This window comes from Comamonas flocculans, assembly GCF_007954405.1.
In the GTDB taxonomy this organism is placed as follows: domain Bacteria; phylum Pseudomonadota; class Gammaproteobacteria; order Burkholderiales; family Burkholderiaceae_C; genus Comamonas_C; species Comamonas_C flocculans.
In genome coordinates this window covers 209,941-224,332 of sequence record NZ_CP042344.1, presented here as the reverse complement: position 1 = coordinate 224,332, position 14,392 = coordinate 209,941, and the positions used below count along the sequence as shown (strand labels likewise).

At 66.3% G+C, this 14,392-nt stretch carries 15 protein-coding genes and 1 tRNA gene; 8 read left to right on the top strand and 8 right to left on the bottom strand.

Annotation, left to right across the window (positions count from 1 at the left end):
• The first annotated feature begins 14 nt into the window (after nucleotides 1-14).
• The 3 genes from FOZ74_RS01050 (at nucleotide 15) to FOZ74_RS01040 (ending at nucleotide 2,643) form a co-directional block, all read left to right on the top strand.
• On the top strand, nucleotides 15-1,112 hold the full coding sequence (locus tag FOZ74_RS01050) for a ribonucleotide-diphosphate reductase subunit beta (RefSeq protein ID WP_146911238.1): 1,098 nt from the start codon (nucleotides 15-17) through the stop codon (nucleotides 1,110-1,112).
• A gap of 136 nt (nucleotides 1,113-1,248) precedes the next feature.
• A complete protein-coding gene (locus FOZ74_RS01045) occupies nucleotides 1,249-1,560 on the top strand; it encodes a cupin domain-containing protein (RefSeq protein ID WP_146911237.1) in 312 nt (103 codons plus the stop codon).
• 111 nt (nucleotides 1,561-1,671) lie between these two features.
• On the top strand, nucleotides 1,672-2,643 hold the full coding sequence (locus FOZ74_RS01040; protein WP_146911236.1) for an IS481 family transposase: 972 nt from the start codon (nucleotides 1,672-1,674) through the stop codon (nucleotides 2,641-2,643).
• Between the two features lie 78 nt (nucleotides 2,644-2,721).
• Here the strand turns inward: FOZ74_RS01040 and FOZ74_RS01035 are convergent, their stop codons facing one another.
• A complete protein-coding gene (locus FOZ74_RS01035; RefSeq protein WP_255437710.1) occupies nucleotides 2,722-3,540 on the bottom strand; it encodes an NUDIX hydrolase in 819 nt (272 codons plus the stop codon).
• Nucleotides 3,537-4,520, bottom strand: coding sequence for a quinone oxidoreductase family protein (locus FOZ74_RS01030; protein WP_146911235.1), 984 nt, complete (start codon nucleotides 4,518-4,520; stop codon nucleotides 3,537-3,539). Before FOZ74_RS01030 ends, FOZ74_RS01035 begins: the two co-directional genes overlap by 4 nt.
• A gap of 101 nt (nucleotides 4,521-4,621) precedes the next feature.
• Between FOZ74_RS01030 and FOZ74_RS01025 the strand changes: the two genes are divergently transcribed.
• Complete coding sequence (locus FOZ74_RS01025; protein WP_146911234.1) at nucleotides 4,622-5,536, top strand: DMT family transporter; 915 nt, start codon at nucleotides 4,622-4,624, stop codon at nucleotides 5,534-5,536.
• Nucleotides 5,533-6,870: a polyamine export protein PaeA gene (gene paeA / locus FOZ74_RS01020; protein ID WP_146911233.1), complete on the top strand. Its 1,338-nt coding sequence runs from the start codon at nucleotides 5,533-5,535 to the stop codon at nucleotides 6,868-6,870. The genes FOZ74_RS01025 and paeA overlap by 4 nt, the downstream gene beginning before the upstream one ends.
• Here paeA and FOZ74_RS01015 read toward each other — a convergent pair.
• Together FOZ74_RS01015 and FOZ74_RS01010 are read right to left on the bottom strand one after the other, a co-directional pair.
• A complete protein-coding gene (locus FOZ74_RS01015) occupies nucleotides 6,843-7,490 on the bottom strand; it encodes a lytic transglycosylase domain-containing protein (protein ID WP_146911232.1) in 648 nt (215 codons plus the stop codon). The genes paeA and FOZ74_RS01015 overlap by 28 nt on opposite strands.
• Nucleotides 7,487-9,235, bottom strand: coding sequence for a proline--tRNA ligase (locus FOZ74_RS01010; RefSeq protein ID WP_146911231.1), 1,749 nt, complete (start codon nucleotides 9,233-9,235; stop codon nucleotides 7,487-7,489). Before FOZ74_RS01010 ends, FOZ74_RS01015 begins: the two co-directional genes overlap by 4 nt.
• A gap of 91 nt (nucleotides 9,236-9,326) precedes the next feature.
• On the opposite strand from FOZ74_RS01010, the gene FOZ74_RS01005 reads away from it, so the two are divergent.
• Nucleotides 9,327-10,022, top strand: coding sequence for an RNA pyrophosphohydrolase (locus FOZ74_RS01005; protein ID WP_146911230.1), 696 nt, complete (start codon nucleotides 9,327-9,329; stop codon nucleotides 10,020-10,022).
• A 31-nt stretch (nucleotides 10,023-10,053) separates the two neighbouring features.
• Here FOZ74_RS01005 and proB read toward each other — a convergent pair whose 3' ends face one another.
• From proB to rplU, 4 genes are all read right to left on the bottom strand, one after another.
• Nucleotides 10,054-11,199, bottom strand: a complete 1,146-nt coding sequence (gene proB, locus FOZ74_RS01000; protein ID WP_146911229.1) for a glutamate 5-kinase — start codon at nucleotides 11,197-11,199, stop codon at nucleotides 10,054-10,056.
• 57 nt (nucleotides 11,200-11,256) lie between these two features.
• The gene (cgtA, locus tag FOZ74_RS00995; RefSeq protein ID WP_146911228.1) at nucleotides 11,257-12,333 is read right to left on the bottom strand and encodes an Obg family GTPase CgtA; all 1,077 of its coding nucleotides are present in this window, start codon (nucleotides 12,331-12,333) and stop codon (nucleotides 11,257-11,259) included.
• Nucleotides 12,334-12,420: 87 nt separating this feature from the next.
• Nucleotides 12,421-12,678, bottom strand: coding sequence for a 50S ribosomal protein L27 (gene rpmA / locus FOZ74_RS00990; RefSeq protein WP_146911227.1), 258 nt, complete (start codon nucleotides 12,676-12,678; stop codon nucleotides 12,421-12,423).
• A gap of 17 nt (nucleotides 12,679-12,695) precedes the next feature.
• Nucleotides 12,696-13,007, bottom strand: a complete 312-nt coding sequence (gene rplU / locus FOZ74_RS00985; protein WP_146911226.1) for a 50S ribosomal protein L21 — start codon at nucleotides 13,005-13,007, stop codon at nucleotides 12,696-12,698.
• Nucleotides 13,008-13,183: 176 nt separating this feature from the next.
• Here rplU and FOZ74_RS00980 point away from each other — a divergent pair, with 176 nt between their 5' ends.
• Together FOZ74_RS00980 and FOZ74_RS00975 are read left to right on the top strand one after the other, a co-directional pair.
• A complete protein-coding gene (locus FOZ74_RS00980; protein ID WP_186764627.1) occupies nucleotides 13,184-14,167 on the top strand; it encodes a polyprenyl synthetase family protein in 984 nt (327 codons plus the stop codon).
• Between the two features lie 16 nt (nucleotides 14,168-14,183).
• Nucleotides 14,184-14,260, top strand: a tRNA-Pro gene (locus FOZ74_RS00975).
• Nucleotides 14,261-14,392 lie beyond the last annotated feature (132 nt).

The window sequence follows — 14,392 nt, the reverse complement described above, 5'->3', positions numbered from 1 at the left end:
AAGGAAAACACACCATGACCGCCAACGTCTTCAACTACGGCAAGACCGACTACGACAAGCCGCTGCTCTTTCTCGGCGAAAAGCAGGGCCTGTTCGACACCATCAACCGCCACTACCCGCGCATCTGGGAGCTTTACAAGACGCAGAAGTCGCTGGACTGGGACGAAAACGAATTCGACTACTCCAGCTGCAACGCCGACTTCAAGAAAGCCAGCCGCTCCACCTACGACATGATGATCAAGACGCTGGCCTGGCAGTGGGAGGCCGACAGCGTCGCCAGCCGCGCCATCGCGCCCGTGCTCGCGCCCTTCATCACCAGCAGCGAGCTCTGGGCCGCCTGGCAGCGGGTGTCCGACAACGAAGTCATCCACGCCGCCACCTATTCCGAAATCGTGCGCAACTCGTTCGACGACCCCTCGGTCATCATCGACGAAATCCTGCGCGTGGAAGAGGCGCACGCACGCCTGAACCGCGTGGTGCAAGCCTTCGCCGACGGTTTCAGGGCATCGCACCAGTATGCGCTGGAGCAACTGCCCAACGACCAGGAAACCTACAACGCCATCTTCATGATGGTGGTGGCGCTGTATTGCATGGAGCGCATCCAGTTCATGGCCTCGTTCGCCGTGACCTTCGCCATCTGTGACACCGGCATGTTCCAGCCCATAGGCAAGGCCATCCAGAAGATTGCGCAGGACGAGCTCGAAATCCACGCCGAACTCGACCGCGCCGTGCTGCAAAACGAACTGGAAACCGCCCGCGGACAGATCGCCTTCGCGCAAAAGCGCGAAGACATCGAGCAGCTCATCGCCGAAGTGGTGGACAGCGAACTCACCTGGATCGCCTACCTGTTCTCCGAAGGGCGCGAACTGGTCGGCATGAACGCCGAACGCCTGGCCGCCTGGACGCTGTACTGCGCCAAGGATGTGTACCAGACACTGGGCATAGAGACCACGCGCTACGAATTCCCCAAGGCCAATCCGCTCAAGTTCATGGAGAAGTGGCTCAACATCAGCAAGACGCAGGCTTCACCGCAGGAGCAGGATATTGCGGCGTACAAGGTGGGGGTGATGAGGAGGAATGATGAGGGGGTGGTGTTTGAGGAGGATTTTTGAGGAGTGGCTTCCGGAAAAATCCAGGTCTGCTTAAATTGGAGGGGGTCCGTGTTTTCCACGGAAATTTTTTGACGGCGCTGCTTTATGTGACGAAAGGCGCTGAGGATCGTGTCAGCCAGGTCCAGATAGGCACTCCATGAAAGTATTTCGCGGCAGTACGTTCAAGGCGGATCGCGCTTGGGGCGCTATGGATATCGCCAATATGGGCGGTATCACCACGCGCTTGCATTGGACAGACCAGCCGTATAAGTGGCACGTCAATGACGGAGAGGAGGTGTTCGCCGTCCTCAATGGTTGTGTCGAAATGAGGTATCGAGATGCAGGCTCTGAGCACAGCATTGTCTTGGAGGCTGGCGATGTGTTCTATGCGGCTACAGGCACGGAGCATGTGGCCCATCCTATTGGCGAGGCCAGAATTCTGGTGATCGAGCGCGAGGGAAGTGTCTAACTGTCGCATCCCGGATGATTGCATAGACGAAAATCGCTATCCGCTGTTCATGGCACGCGCCGTGATGACAGAGCTGATGGCGAGTTTGCAAGCATCCGGGAGAGCTCAGACATGATGATCGCACTACACAAGAACGCCCGCACCACGCCTGCGGTGCGCGCTGAAATCGCCGCCAGCAGCGAGAGCGCAGCCGTGCTGGCAGCGCGTCACGGTGTCACCGAGCAAACCATCTACAAGTGGAAAAGGCGCGATGTCTTCACTGACCGCTCGCACAGCGCCCACCGCCTGCAAACGACACTCACGCCCGCGCAGGAGGCCATCGCCGTAGAGCTGCGGCGCACCTTGCTGCTGCCCCTGGATGATTTGCTGGCCGTCACCCGTGAATTCCTGTGTCCCGCAGTCTCTCGCTCGGTGCTCGATCGCTGCCTGCGCCGCCACGGCGTGGGCAACTTGAATGCTCTGAAACCCCAGCAGCCCAAGCCTGCGCACAAGGCCTTCAAGAGCTACGAGCCGGGCTTTGTGCATGTGGACGTGAAGTACCTGCCGCAAATGCCTGGCGAGAGCTGCCGGCGCTACCTGTTCGTGGCCATCGAGCGGGCCACACGTTGGGTGTTCGTGCAGATCAAGCGCAGCAAAACCGCCAGCAATGCTCGGGCCTTCCTCAAGGCTTTGCACAAGGCTTGTCCCATCAAGATCACCCGGCTGCTGACCGACAACGGCAAGGAGTTCACCGATCGCCTGTTTGCCAGCCGCGAGCGCGAGCCCAGCGGCCAGCATGAGTTTGATCTGCTGTGTCAGCAGCTGGGCATCGAGCACCGCCTGACCCGGCCCAGGACACCCAGAACCAACGGCATGGTCGAGCGTTTCAACGGTCGCATTGCCGATGTCTTGAACACGCATCGCTTTGACAGCCAGGAAGATCTGGACAGCACGCTGCTGCGCTACGTGGCCTTGTACAACCACCAGCTGCCCCAGTCAGCTCTCAAGAGCTTGACGCCACTGCAGGCCATGAAACAGTGGTACACATCCCATCCGCATTTGTTTCTCAGGCGACCTTATGATCGTCCGGGATGCGACATCTAACAATTCACTCAGGCCGCCGCCGCTTTGCCGCGTGGCTCAAGCCAATTGTTGGATTTCCCCCTGCGGTCAAACGCGCCATCATTCTTCGTAAAACGCCCCCAACACCAGCGCCGCCTCCGGCGTGAACGCCCTGGCGGCCAGCCGCGCCTGCACCTCGGCGTGGCTCCAGCATGCAAAGCGCTCGACTTCGCCGTTCTGATTCACTGGCATCACGGCCTGCGGCAGGCGGGCCGACCACCAGTGGACGCGTTCGTGCAGATGGCCCAGGCCCGCGCCGCCTTCGTCGCTGGGCTGGTCCAGCAGCACGGCGGCGCCGGCTTGCAGGTGGGTGAGGGCGCTGAGTTGCAAGCCGGCTTCTTCCTGCGTTTCGCGCGCCAGCGCGTCGCGCAGGCTGTCGCGCGCGCTGACCATGCCGCCCATCAGCGTGTCCCATTGGCCGGGGTGGCTGGGCTTGGTGCGCGATCGCTGCTGCACCCAGACGGCGCTGGCGTCTTCGGTCAGGCCGACGAGGTGCACCGCGTCGGTGGCAATGCCCAGCACGCGCACGGCGCCGCGCTCCACCGTGGCCCGTTGCCGACCGGCGGCGTCGCGCACCGCAAGCTGCTCGTTGCGCCAGGGGCCGCAGCGGCCGACCTCGCGCAGCAGGGCGGCAAGGGCGTTCAGGGCGGCGCTTGCCTGCTCCGCGGGCAGGGTCAAGGCAGGGGCGCCGTCCGACTCTTCAAATGAGAGCTGGTAGCGCTTGTCCAGCAAGCGTTTGGGGCCGATTTCATTCAGAATTTCAGCTGCGACCGATCCGATCTGCGCGTCGCCCAGGCGCAGCGGTATGCGGCCTGGATGCGGCCCGCGCCGGGTGGCTGCGCGCAGCGCGCTCAGCCAGGCCGCGACGGGCTGGCTCACGGCAGGGTGAGGATGGTGCAGCCGGTGGTCTTGCGCGCCTCCAGCGCGCGGTGCGCCTGCTGCACGTCGGTGAGCGCAAAGCGCTGGCCAATGTGGATCTTCACCTGGCCGCTGGCTACCACGGCAAACAGGTCGTCGGCCATGGCCTGAGTGGATTCGCGCGTGGCCATGTGGGTGAACAGCGTCTGGCGCGTGACGTACAGCGAGCCCTTGGCCCCGAGGATGCCGGGTGCGAACGGCTCCACCGGCCCCGAGGCGTTGCCGAAGCTGGCCATCAGGCCGAAGGGGCGCAGGCAGGACAGCGACCCTTCCCAGGTGTCCTTGCCGACCGAGTCGTAGACCACCTTCACGCCCCGCCCGCCGGTGATTTCCCTCACGCGCGCGGCGAAGTCTTCCTTGGCGTAGTTGATGGCGTGGGCTGCGCCATGGGCCAGCGCCAGAGCGCATTTTTCGTCGCTGCCGGCGGTGCCTATGAGCTGCAATCCCAGCGCGCGCGCCCACTGACAGGCAATCAGGCCCACGCCCCCGGCGGCGGCGTGGAACAGCACGTGGTCGCCCGCCTGCAGCCCTTGCACGGGCAGCGTCTTCTTGAGCAGGTATTGCGCCGTCAGGCCCTTGAGCATCATGGCCGCGCCGGTGTCGAAGTCGATGGCGTCGGGCAGTTTGCAGACGGTGGCGGCGGGCATCACGCGCGCTTCGCAGTAGCTGCCCTGCGGCCCGGCGTAGGCCGCGCGGTCGCCGACGGCCAGGTGGGTGACGCCCGGGCCCACCGCCTCGATCACGCCGGCGCCTTCGCCGCCGGGCACCAGCGGCAGCGCGCTGGCATACAGCCCGGTGCGAAAGTACACGTCGATGAAGTTCAGGCCGATGGCGCGGTGGCGGATGCGCACCTCGCCCGGGCCGGGCTCGCCCACGGGCAGGTCGACGATGCGCAGCTCTTCGGGGCCGCCATGCCGGTGAATCTGTATGGCTTGGACCATGGTCATCCTCTAGCAAAATTCAGGGTGGAGCGCTCGATCGTGCCATGTTCGCCCGGCGCCTGCAGCGCCCGCGCCACAAGCCGTTACAGTCAGCTTCTTTCATGCTCAACCGCGACACGCTTTCCACCGTCCTGATGCTGACCACGGCGCCGCTACTGTGGGCGGGCAATGCCGTGGTCGGGCGCATGGTGCATGCGCTGGTCGGGCCGTCCATGCTCAACTTCCTGCGCTGGCTGCTGGCCTTTGCCATCCTGCTGCCCTTTGCCTGGCCGGTGCTGCGCCGCGGCAGTCCGATGTGGCCGCACTGGCGGCGCTACGCCCTGCTGGGCTTGCTGGGCATAGGCAGCTACAACGCCTTGCAGTACCTGGCGCTGCAGACCTCTTCGCCGATGAACGTCACGCTGGTGGCCTCGGGCGTGCCGGTGTGGATGCTGCTGGTGGGCGCGCTGGTGTTCAAGGTGCGCGTCACCGGGCGTCAGGCCGTGGGGGCGCTGCTTTCCGTGGCCGGGGTGCTGCTGGTGCTGAGCCGCGGCGACTGGCAGCAGCTGGTGGACCTGCGCCTCGTGCCGGGCGACCTGTACATGGTGCTCGCCACCATCGCCTGGGCCTTCTACAGCTGGCTGCTGCTGCGCACCAGCGAGCCCAGGGCGATACGCGCCGACTGGAGCGCCTTCCTGATGGCCCAGATGTTCTTCGGTGTGGGCTGGTCGGGCGCCTTTGCGGCCGTGGAATGGGGCACGGCCAGCTACGCCATCCATTGGGGCTGGCCGCTGGTGCTGGCGCTGGCCTTCATCGCTCTCGGCCCCGCGCTGCTGGCCTACCGCTGCTGGGGTGAGGGCGTGCGCCGCGGAGGGCCGGTGCTGGCGGCCTTCTTCCTCAACCTCACGCCGCTGTTTGCGGCCGTGATGTCGGCGGCCTTCCTGGGCGAAGTGCCGCACCTGTACCACGCGCTGGCCTTCGTGCTGATCGTGGGCGGCATCGTGGCCACGTCGTGGCGGCGCAGGGCGGCGCCATGAGCCCGGCCGCCAGCCTGGTCCTGATCGCGCTGCTGGTCGTGGCCAGCGCCTTCTTCTCGCTGGCCGAGATTTCGCTGGCGGCCGCGCGCCGCCTGCGCCTGCGCCAGATGGCGGACGAGGGCGATGCGCGCGCGCAGCAGGTGCTGCAGACGCAGGAGCAGCCGGGCGACTACTTCACGGTGGTGCAGATCGGCATCAATGCGGTGGCCATCCTGGGCGGCATCGTCGGCGAAGGCGCGTTCAGCGGGCCGATCAGCGAGCTGCTGGGCAGCTGGCTGTCGGCCACCACCGCGGCCACGCTGGGCTTCTGGATTTCCTTCCTGCTGGTCACCTCGTTCTTCATCTTGTTTGCCGACCTGCTGCCGCGGCGCCTGGGCATGGCTCACCCCGAGCGCATCGCGGTGCGCGTGGTGGGGCCGATGCGCTGGTGCATGGTGGTGTTTCGCCCGCTGGTCTGGCTGTACAGCCGCTCGGCCGACCGGCTGCTGCGCGCGCTGGGCTGGTCGAGCCAGCGCGACGACCGCATCACGCACGAAGACATCCTGGCGATGACCGAGGCGGGCACGCTCGCCGGCGTGCTGGCGCAGCGCGAGCAGCAGGTGATCGTGAACCTGTTCGAGCTCGACACCCGGGCCGTGGCCTCGGTGATGACGCTGCGCGAGCGCGTGGCCTATTTCCTGCGCGACGACCCCGACGAGGTGATCCGCGTGCGCATTGCCGCCGAGCCGTTTTCCACCTACCCGGTGTGCGAGGGCGACATCGACCACGTCGTCGGTTACGTGGACGCCAAGGACTTGTTCCAGCGCGTGCTGAACAACCAGCCGCTGTCGCTGCGCGACGACGCGCTGCTGCGCAAGGTGCTGATCGTGCCCGACCGGCTGACCCTGGCCGAGGTGCTGGAGCAGTTCCGCCAGGCGCACGAGGACTTTGCCGTCATCGTCAACGAATACAGCCGCGTGGTGGGCGTGGTCACGCTCAACGACGTGATGAGCACCGTGATGGGCGAGCTGCTGGGCCCGGCCGACGAAGAGCAGATCGTGCGCCGTGACGCGCATTCCTGGCTGATCGACGGCGTGGCGCCGATCGAGGACGTGCTGCACGCGCTGCAGCTCGACGAGCTGCCCGAGGCCGGCGAGTACGAGACCATGGCCGGCTTCCTGATGGTGATGCTCAGGCGCGTGCCGCGGCGCACCGACCACGTGGTGGTGGGCAACTACAAGTTCGAGGTGCTGGACGTGGACAGCTACCGCATCGACCAGGTCATGGTGACCCGGCTGGAGCCTGCCACGGCCGAAGAGCTGGCCGCTCAGGCGTTTCGCGCCGGCTCGGAGTAGTGCCAGCGCTTTTGCGCGGCGAAGACGGCATTGGGGTAGGCCGCCTTGCCCCGGCTGCCGTTGTAGCGGCCCAGCGCCATGTACAGGTCGCCGCTTTCGCGGTCCAGGTAGTGGCGCAGGATGACGCAGCCAAAGCGCAGATTGGTCTGCAGGTGAAACAGCTTGCCCGCGTCGCCGTCGCCGATCACGCGCGTCCAGAAGGGCATGACCTGCATGTAGCCGCGCGCGCCGACCGAGGAGACGGCGAACTTGCGAAACGCGCTCTCCACCTGGATCAGCCCGAGCACCAGCGATTCATCGAGGCCGGCGCGGCGCGATTCGTACCAGGCGGTCTGCAGGAAGTCGCGCCGCTGCTCCCAGGCCGACTTGCGCGGGCGCAGGCGCTCGCTCATGGTGGCGAGCCAGCGCAGGTAGTTGATGCGCGCCTCGGTGCTGGCAAACACCGGCTCGGGCGGCGCCAGCTCGGACACTGCGGCGCTGAGCGCGCTGCGCACCGAATCGATCAGCGGCTCTTCCAGCTGGCCACCGGCGTGTGCGGGCGCCGTCCAGCCGAGCAGGCCGGCGGGCGTACCGGCCAGGGCCAGCAGGGCGTGTCGGCGGGTGAAGCTCGGCTTGGTCATCCCTGGTTGATCTTCTGCAGCAGGTGGGGCAGCACAGCGCCGAGCGCCATGCGCGTCGCCTCGGTGTCGCGCCGGTGCTGGTATTCGACCTGGCCTTCCTTGAGGCCACGCTCGGACAGCACCACCCGGTGCGGCACGCCTATCAGTTCCCAGTCGGCGAACATTGCGCCCGGGCGCTCGCCGCGGTCGTCGAGTATGACATCCACACCCTGCGCGAGCAAATCCGCGTGCAGCTGCTCGGCGGCGGCGCGCACCGCCTCGCTGCGGTCCATGCCTATGGGGCAGAGCACCACGGTAAAGGGCGCGATCGCATCGGGCCAGATGATGCCGCGCTCGTCGTGGTTCTGTTCGATGGCCGCGGCCGGCAGGCGGGTGATGCCTATGCCGTAGCAGCCCATCTCGAAGAAGGCCGGTTTGCCGTCTTCGGCGAGGAAGGTGGCGTTCATGGCCCTGGAATACTTGGTGCCCAGGTAGAAGACGTGGCCTATCTCTATGCCGCGCTCGATCGCGAGCAGGCCCTTGCCGTCGGGCGAGGGGTCGCCCTCGACGACGTTGCGCAGGTCGGCCACCAGGTCGGGTTCGGGCAGGTCGCGCCCCCAGTTCACGCCGGTGATGTGAAAGTCCTCCTGGTTGGCGCCGCAGACCCAGTCGGCCATCAGCGCCACTTCGCGGTCGGCGACGATGGTCACGCTCTTGCGCAGGTTCAGCGGGCCAAGATAGCCCGGCCTGGCGCCGAAGTGCTCCTCGATCTCGGCCACGGTGGCGAAGCGAAAGCCCGCATCCAGCCCCGGCACCTTGGAGACCTTGACCTCGTTCATGTCGTGATCGCCGCGCAGCAGCAGCAGCCAGACCTTGCTGCCCGCCACCTGGCCCGCATCGTCCAGCGTGTCGGTGGCCAGCACCAGCGACTTCACGGTTTGCGTGAGCGCCAGCCCGAGCAGATCGGCCACCTGCGCGCAGGTGCTCTTGCCGGGCGTGGGCGTGAGCGTGCGCGGCTGGCTGGCGGCGGGGCGCGGGTGTGCGGGCGCCGCCGCCTCGGCCTTTTCCATGTTGGCCGCGTAGTCGCTGTCCGGGCAATAGACGATGGCGTCCTCGCCGGTGGCGGCGATCACCTGGAATTCTTCGGAAAGATCACCGCCTATGGCGCCCGAATCGGCGCGCACCGCGCGGTAGCGCAGGCCGAAGCGGTCGAAGATGCGCTGGTAGGCCGCGCGCATCGCCTGGTAGCTCAGCTGCGCGGCCTCGCGGCTCTTGTCGAAGGAGTAGGCGTCCTTCATGATGAATTCACGCCCGCGCATCAGGCCGAAGCGCGGGCGGCGCTCGTCGCGGAACTTGGTCTGGATCTGGTAGAAATTGCGCGGCAGCTGCCGGTGGCTGCGCAGCTCCTGGCGGGCGATGTCGGTCACCACCTCTTCGCTGGTGGGTTGCACGACGAAGTCGCGTCCATGGCGATCCTGGATGCGCAGCAGCTCGGGGCCCATCTTCTCGAAGCGCCCGGTCTCCTGCCACAGCTCGGCCGGCTGCACCACGGGCATGGTGCATTCCACGGCGCCCGCGCGGTCCATTTCTTCGCGCACGATGGCTTCCACCTTGCGCAGCACGCGCAGGCCCAGGGGCATGTAGTTGTAGATGCCGGCCCCGAGCTTCTTGATCAGCCCGGCGCGCACCATCAACTGGTGGCTGATAATCTCGGCGTCGGCAGGGGCTTCCTTGAGGGTGGAAATGAAGAATCGGGAGGCTTTCATCGGGGTATGTCCGGCGCCGCGGGGCGCAGCGCTTGCCGCACGCGTGCGAGCGTGCATAATGGCCTGAACTAGCAAGAATCGGGGTCAGATTATGCTCGACAGAGAAGGCTTTCGGCCAAATGTCGGCATCGTGCTGCTCAACCAGAGAAACCAGGTATTTTGGGGCAAACGTCTTGGAACGCACAGTTGGCAATTCCCGCAAGGTGGCATCGACCGGGGTGAAACCCCGCAGGAGGCCATGTTCCGGGAACTGCACGAGGAGGTCGGGCTGCTGGCCCACCAGGTGCGCGTGGTTGCCCGTACGCGGGACTGGTTGCGCTACGAAGTGCCGGACCGCTACATCCGCCGCGATGCGCGCGGACATTACAAGGGGCAAAAGCAGATCTGGTTTCTGCTGCAACTGGTCGGCAACGACTGGGACCTGAACCTGCGCGCCACCAACCATCCGGAGTTCGACGCCTGGCGCTGGAACGAATACTGGGTGCCGCTGGACGTGGTGGTGGAGTTCAAGCGCAGGGTCTATGAGATGGCGCTGACCGAACTCTCGCGCTTCCTGCCGCGCGGAGCGCAGCGCAACCGCTATCTGCGCGCCGGCATGCGCACACGCGAAGGCGCAGCGGGGCGCGACTATGCCGGCGCCTACCGCAGCGGCTCCATGCTGGTGCATCCGGGGGTGGAACTGCCGCCCGGGGCCAGCTTCGACCCCGACCCGCACGCGAGCCTGGCGCCCGCCGAGGCGCTCGGCTCTGCCCCCGTCGGCGGCCACCCGCTGCCGGCGAGCAAGTAGGCCAAAGCAGGCCAGCCGGGGCGGTCGCCGCTCAGTGGTGCGAGAGCACCATGTTGTCGCGGTGCACCATCTCGGGTTCGGCGGCGTAGCCCAGCAGGCGCTCGAATTCGCTCGACGGCTTGCGGCACAGCAGCCGCGCTTCGGCGCTGGCGTAATTGGCCAGGCCGCGGGCAATCTCGCTGCCGCCGGCGTCGCGCACCGCGATCACGTCGCCGCGCGCAAACTCGCCCTGCACCGCCACCATGCCTATCGGCAGCAGGCTCTTGCCGGACTCGCGCACCATCGCGGCCGCGCCCGCGTCCACGGTGACCGAGCCGTGCAGCTGCAGATGGTCCATCATCCATTGCTTGCGCGCCTGGTGCTTGTGGGTGTCGGCCACCAGCAGCGTGCCTATGGCCTCGCCGCGTGCCAGGCGCAGCAGCACGTCGCTTTCGCGCCCCCAGGCGATGACGGTGGAAGCGCCCGAGCCGGCCGCGCGCTTGGCGGCGATGATCTTGGTGATCATGCCGCCCTTGCCTATGGCCGAACCCGCGCCGCCGGCCATGGCTTCAAGCGCCGGGTCGCCAGCCTGGGCCTCGTGGATGAAACGCGCGTCGGAGTTGCGCCGCGGGTCGGCCGAATACAGGCCCTGCTGGTCGGTCAGGATGATCAGCGCATCGGCTTCGATCAGGTTGGTCACCAGCGCGCCCAGGGTGTCGTTGTCGCCGACCTTGATCTCGTCGGTGACCACGGTGTCGTTTTCGTTGATCACCGGCACCACGCCGAGCTTGAGCAGGGTGAGCAGCGCGGAACGTGCGTTCAGGTAGCGTTCGCGATCCGCCAGGTCGGCGTGGGTGAGCAGCACCTGGGCGCTGGCCATGCCCTGCTCGCGCAGCTTGGTTTCGTACATCTGCGCCAGGCCCATCTGGCCGACGGCGGCCGCGGCCTGCAGTTCATTGACCTCGCGCGGGCGCTGCGGCCAGCCCAGGCGCTTCATGCCTTCGGCGATCGCGCCGCTGGAGACCATGACCACCTCGCGCTTGAGGCCGGTGTCGCCCTGCACCAGCGCACAGAGCTGGCGGCACCATTCGCCGATGGCGTCGGCGTCCAGGCCGCGCCCCTCGTTGGTCACGAGGCTGGAGCCCACCTTGATGACGATGCGGTGGGCGGTACGCAGGATGTCTGAGGGATTTTTCATGTAAAAAGCGGCTCTAGCCCTTGCTGGGCAAGCGCTTGCAGCTATCAAAGCAGAGGTTCAATGGGGTACGTCACCGCTGTCCGCAAAGCGCGGGTCGGGCTCGGCGGGGGGCTGGCTGGCCTGCTGCTCGGCGTGCACGTGCTGGTAGATGGCGCGCACCAGCGGCTCGCAGCCTTCGCGCGTCAGCGCCGATATCTCGAACACCGGGCCCTTCCAGCGCAGGCGCCGCACGAAGTCCTTCACGCGCGCAGCGCGTTCGTCGGCGGGCACCATGTCCAGCTTGTTCAGCACCAGCCAGCGCGGCTTGGCGTGCAGTCCGGGGTCATACTTCTTCAGCTCGGCGACGATGGCGCGCGCTTGCGCCACCGGGTCCACCGCATCATCGAACGGCGCCAGGTCCACGATGTGCAGCAGCAGCCGCGTGCGCTGCAGGTGGCGCAGGAACTGGTGCCCCAGGCCCGCGCCCTCGGCGGCGCCTTCGATCAGGCCGGGGATGTCGGCGATGACGAAGCTCTGCTCGGGGCCGACGCGCACCACGCCCAGGTTGGGGTGCAGCGTGGTGAAGGGGTAGTCGGCGATCTTCGGGCGTGCGTTGGACACCGCCGCGATGAGGGTGGACTTGCCCGCGTTGGGCATTCCGAGCAGGCCGACGTCGGCCAGGATCTTGAGCTCGAGCTTGAGGCTCTTCCTCTCGCCCGGCCAGCCGGGGGTCTTCTGGCGCGGCGCGCGGTTGATGGCGCTCTTGAAGCGCAGGTTGCCAAAGCCGCCGTCGCCACCCTTGGCGATCAGCACCGGCTCGCCGGGCTCGAGCAATTCGTGCAGCACCGCGCCGGTTTCCGCGTCGCTGATGATGGTGCCCACCGGCATCCTGAGCGTGATGTCGCTGCCGGCGGCCCCGAACATGTCCGAGCCCATGCCGTGCTCGCCGCGCCTGGCCTCATGGCGGCGGGCGTAGCGGTAGTCCACCAGGGTATTGAGGTTGACGTCCGCCACCGCGTACACATGGCCGCCGCGTCCGCCATCGCCGCCGTTGGGGCCGCCGAACTCCTTGTACTTTTCATGCCGGAACGAGACGCAGCCGTTGCCGCCATCTCCCGCCACGATGTCGATATAGGCTTCGTCTACGAATTTCATGGTGCACAAGTGTAGTGAGGGGTGCGCGCCGGCCAAACAACAAAGCCCCGGAATACGGGGCTTTGCAGGTGGGGGCGGTGAGGGCCGTCAGACCGGCGTCACGTTGGCGGTGTGCTTGGACAACGCGCCCCGGGTGGAAAACGAGACCTGGCCGTCCACCAGCGCAAACAGCGTGTGGTCCTTGCCCACGCCGACGTTCGCGCCGGGATGGATGCGCGTGCCGCGCTGGCGCACGATGATGGAGCCGGCGCTGACGGTCTGGCCGCCGAAGGCCTTCACGCCCAGCATCTTGGGGTTGGAATCGCGGCCGTTGCGTGTGGAGCCGCCGCCTTTTTTCTGTGCCATGGTGTTCTATCTCCGTATCAGGCGGCTATCGTATCGATCTGCAGCTCGGTGAACTGCTGGCGATGGCCCTGGTGCTTCTGGTAGTGCTTGCGACGGCGCAGCTTGAAGATGCGCACCTTGTCGTGCTTGCCGTGGGCCACGACCGTGGCCTTGACACTGGCTCCGGACACCAGGGGCGTGCCGACCTTGAGTTCACTGCCGTTGCCGACAGCCAGAACCTGGTCAAGCACGATTTCCTGGCCTACTTCCGCAGCAATCTGTTCTATCTTGATTTTTTCGCCGGCAGCCACGCGATACTGCTTGCCACCGGTTTTTATGACCGCGTACATGTAAACCTCTAGAAACGTCGAATCAAAGAGTTCCCGCGAACGAATTTTCGCGAAACGGGCAATTGTACTGCACGGCGTTGCTGCCGGGCAATGCCCCCAGCCGGGTGCGGCCCAGGCCCAGGACGGCGCTTTCTATAATCGCGACCGAGCAAAGACACCAGCAGAGATCGGACACCTTGAGCGCCTCAGCACCCAGCACGACCGCCGCACTGGCACTCATTGCCAACGACATGCGCGAGGTGGACAAGGTCATCGCCGCACGGCTTGATTCTTCCGTGGCGCTGGTGGGCGACGTGGCGCGCTACATCATCCTCGCGGGCGGAAAGCGGCTGCGCCCGGCGCTGCTGCTGCTGATGAGCGGCGCGCTGCAATGCAGCGACGCCCGGCGCTTCAACCTCGCGGCGGTGGTGGAATTCATCCACACCGCCACGCTTTTGCACGACGACGTGGTGGACGAGTCCACGCTGCGCCGCGGGCGCACCACCGCCAACGAGAGCTTCGGCAATCCCGCCAGCGTACTGGTCGGCGACTTCCTGTATTCGCGCGCCTTCCAGATGATGGTGGAAACCGGGGACATGCGCGTGATGCGGATCCTGGCCGACGCGACCAACGTCATCGCCGAAGGCGAGGTGCAGCAGCTGGTGAACACCCACGACGCCACGCTGACCGAAGCGGGCTACCTGGAGGTCATCCGCTCCAAGACGGCCAAGCTGTTCGAGGCCAGCGCGCGCCTGGCCGCGGTGCTGGCCGGCGCCGACGCGCAGGTGGAGCAGCACTGCGCCGAGTACGGCAAGGCGCTGGGCACGGCCTTCCAGGTGATCGACGACGCGCTGGACTACGACGGCGACGTGCGCGAAATGGGCAAGAACATCGGCGACGACCTGCGCGAGGGCAAGATGACGCTGCCCCTGATCATCGCTATGCAGCGCGCCAATCCGGGGCAGCAGGCGCTGCTGCGCCGGGTGATAGAGCAGGGCGCCACCGGGGAGCTCACCGCCGTGGTGGACATCGTGCAGGCAACCGAGGCCATGGCCGCCACGCGGGCCGCGGCGGCGGCGCAGGCACAGCGCGCGGTGGATGCAATTTCCACCCTGAAAGCCAATTCGTACACCGAAGCACTGCTACAATTGGCGGCTCAGTTGCTGGTGCGCAGGGTCTGATTTGCGTCGGCAGAAGCGGGGTGTAGCTTAGCCTGGTAGAGCGCTACGTTCGGGACGTAGAGGCCGGAGGTTCGAATCCTCTCACCCCGACCAGAATTTCCTTGCCAATCAAGGACATACAAGCCGCGAACTCCGCGGCTTTTGTGTTTTAACAGGTTCTGTTCCAAATCTGTTCCACGAAAGCAGAGTTGGGTGGGACAGAAACTCGACAAGGCTAAAACCCAT